Below are 3268 nucleotides of genomic sequence, written 5' to 3' on the forward strand. Positions count from 1 at the left end.
GTTTGTTATCAGCATGGACGACAACACCACTTTCAGACGCGTATACGCTGCTGCCAACCGGTGCCGCTATATTAACACCGTCATTATGATAACCTGCTTCTTTAGGGCCATAATTTGAAATCACCCTTCCTTGTATAGGCCACATAAAGCCTTTCCCGGTAATTTTAGGTGGCGGTGCAATCGTGGCAACTTGTCTTGAAGGTGCAGAAGAACTTCTCCCCGGTAAATTTAATTTCTGGCCAACGTTTAAGGCATAGGGAGGTTTTAAGCCATTAATTCTAGCTAGTTCGCTCATCTGAATACCGTTTGACCGAGAAACTCCGTATACTGTATCTCCTTTTTTCACAGTATAAATGCTTCCTGAAGGAACTCGTAATGATTGTCCAGGTTTTAACAAGTATGGCGCTCTTAAATTATTGCTGTTAATGACAGAACGAACAGAAACACCATATTTGCGTGAAATCGCATAAACCGTATCCCCACGAACCACAGGAACTGTCGTCATACCGGTTGAGCGCACTATTTTCACAGGCGCACTTTGAATGGGTTGTTTATTTGTAACAGGAACGGCTGGTTTATTTCTAGGCGTCGGTATATTATCCGGTGAATTTTCAGGTATTCGCGCAGTGCTTTGATAAGTCGTTTCGGGCGGGCGATTAACATGTGAATATGGATATGGTCCTTCACTATCATACCCTAATGAGCATGCAGACAGCATTAATGCCGTAAGCAAGACCATATGTTTTTTTAGAAGCCGCTCTATAATCAAATACCTCATGGTTAAAATTATAGCAGGCATTAGGATGAATGCACAATACCAGAAAGCAAAGGAACAAATTTTACCGGAAGAAGAGTCTTAACATCAAAATCATCGCCATTTCTCGTGATCCTGACAACATGTTGCGTTTCATCCTGCGCTCCTACGGGAATAATCATAATAGCGCCGTCTTTTAACTGATATAAAAGTTCATCGGGGATTTCTTCGCCTGCGGCAGTTACCATAATGCGGTCAAAGGGTTGCTGTTCTTTCCACCCCTTCATTCCATTGCCAAAAAGTGTAGTGATATTATAAAGGCGAAGTTTTTTAAACATTTCTTCAGCACCTTTAAAAAGGGGCATATGACGTTCGATAGTAAAAAGCCGTTTGCAAAGTTTTGCGAGAACGGCAGCCTGATAACCTGATCCTGTACCAATCTCGAGAACCTTATGGTTTTTAGTAACTCTAAGTTCTTGTGTCATATAGGCGACAATATAAGGCTGGCTAATGGTTTGCTCACTTTCAATAGGAAGGGCAGCATTTTCATAAGCTTGCGACCGTAAAAAATCAGGAATAAAATCTTCACGAGGAATATCAGCAATAACCTCCAGAACTATTTCATCCGTAATGCCTTGCTCCTTCAATTTAGTTAGAAGGGTCTTTTTTTTATCATCTAATGAAACATTCATAAATTAGGAAGCCTTAATTAGATCTTTCCCACCCATATAGGGGCTAAGCACTTCTGGCACGGTAATGGAACCATCTTCGTTTTGGTAATTTTCCAAAATCGCTACCATGGTTCTACCAACAGCCAAGCCTGAACCGTTTAATGTATGAACAAAACGCGTTTTCTTATCATTCTTTGGGCGGCATCTTGCTTTCATTCGGCGTGCTTGAAAATCGCCTGTGTTAGAACAGCTTGAAATTTCGCGGTACATATTTTGTCCAGGAAGCCAAACTTCTAGATCATATGTCTTATGAGCCGCAAAACCCATATCACCCGTACATAATTTTACAACACGGTAAGGCAGTTTTAACCTTTGCAAAACTTCTTCGGCTATGCCTGTCATGCGCTCTAATTCATCATTAGATTGCTCGGGTGATGTTATACTGACCATTTCAACTTTTTGAAACTGATGAAGTCGGATCATGCCGCGCGTATCTCTTCCTGCTGATCCTGCTTCTGATCTATAACAACTGCTTAAACAGGTAAACCTGAGGGGGAGTTTCTCTTCTTCAACAATACTATTATTAACCAAATTCGTAAGTGGCACTTCGCCAGTCGGAATTAAATAATGATCAGATGTGGTTTTAAAAAGATCTTCTTCAAATTTTGGTAATTGGCTTGTGCCGTATAATGCCTGATCGCGCACAAGAAGAGGCACCGAAACTTCTTCATATCCAAATTCAGTCGTATGCATATTAAGCATAAAAGCCGCGAGTGCACGTTCTAGTTTTGCTAAATCAGAGCGCAAAATAACAAACCTTGCACCTGACATTTTTGCGGCACTCTCAAAATCCATTTGGCCTAAGTTTTCGCCAAGATCAAAATGCTGTTTTGGTTCAAAATCAAAAGAAGGGAGATCGCCCCATTTACGGACTTCTAAATTATCGTCTTCGCTTTCACCATCCGGAACATCAGGATCGGGGATGTTGTCAATTCTTGATAATGCTGAGTTCAGTTTTTCTGTCAAAACCCGAACATCTTCTTCCAAAGAAGACATCTTGGCTTTTAAATCGCCCACTTCTTGAATGGCGGCCGAGGCATCTTCGCCTTTAGATTTAGCCATACCAATCGCTTTTGACGCTTCATTGCGTCGCGATTGACATTCCTGAAGCTCAGTATGCTTTTTTCTAAGTTCCACATCCATTGATAGAATGGACTTTGCTTGCGGCTCTATACCGCGGCGTCCCCACGCGGCATCATAATGATCGGGGTTCTCACGTATTGATTTAATATCAAACATCTTCGGGGTTTCTTGTTGTTAGTCGTATAATGACAATTGAAATTTCATATAGCGCAATTATTGGTAAGGCTAATAACAATTGGCTTAAAGGGTCCGGCGGTGTCATGAACATGGCGAACACAAACGCCCCTAATATTGAATAGCGTCTTTTTGACGCTAAGCCATCAGCTGATATTATTCCGGCCCTTGCTAATAACAGTAAGAGTACCGGCAATTGAAAACTCAGCGCAAAAGCAAACATCAAAAGAATAGTAAGCGACAAATATTCACGAACGGCAGGAAGTGATTGAATTTGCAGAGCAGCTTGATTTGCGAGTTCACCCGCGACTTCTGGTGCGACACCAACTTCGAATGACATAAAGAAGCCCCAAGCACGCGGAATGACAATGTAATATGCCATAGCAGCCCCAAGCGTAAACAATATTGGGGTCGCTAGCAAAAATGGTAAAAATGCTTTTCGTTCATTCTGATAGAGGCCAGGCGCAACAAATTTCCATATTTGCATCGCTAACATAGGAAATGTCACACAAAGTGCCACATAAAA

General features: G+C 41.6%; 4 protein-coding genes. All 4 read right to left on the reverse strand.

The features are described 5' to 3' along the window. Positions 1-799: LysM peptidoglycan-binding domain-containing protein (locus ACTF6W_RS06820; protein ID WP_438993792.1), on the reverse strand; the 799-nt coding region annotated here is incomplete at its 3' end. Next, positions 799-1446, reverse strand: coding sequence for a protein-L-isoaspartate(D-aspartate) O-methyltransferase (locus tag ACTF6W_RS06825; protein ID WP_438993793.1), 648 nt, complete (start codon positions 1444-1446; stop codon positions 799-801). The genes ACTF6W_RS06825 and ACTF6W_RS06820, both read right to left, overlap by 1 nt. Before the next feature lie 3 nt (positions 1447-1449). Beyond that, positions 1450-2724: a serine--tRNA ligase gene (gene serS, locus ACTF6W_RS06830; protein ID WP_438993794.1), complete on the reverse strand. Its 1275-nt coding sequence runs from the start codon at positions 2722-2724 to the stop codon at positions 1450-1452. Then, on the reverse strand, positions 2717-3268 hold a 552-nt coding region (gene tatC / locus ACTF6W_RS06835; protein WP_438993795.1), incomplete at its 5' end, for a twin-arginine translocase subunit TatC. The genes serS and tatC, both read right to left, overlap by 8 nt.

Origin of the sequence: Pseudemcibacter sp., assembly GCF_965661635.1 — a bacterium.
GTDB lineage: Bacteria > Pseudomonadota > Alphaproteobacteria > Sphingomonadales > Emcibacteraceae > Pseudemcibacter.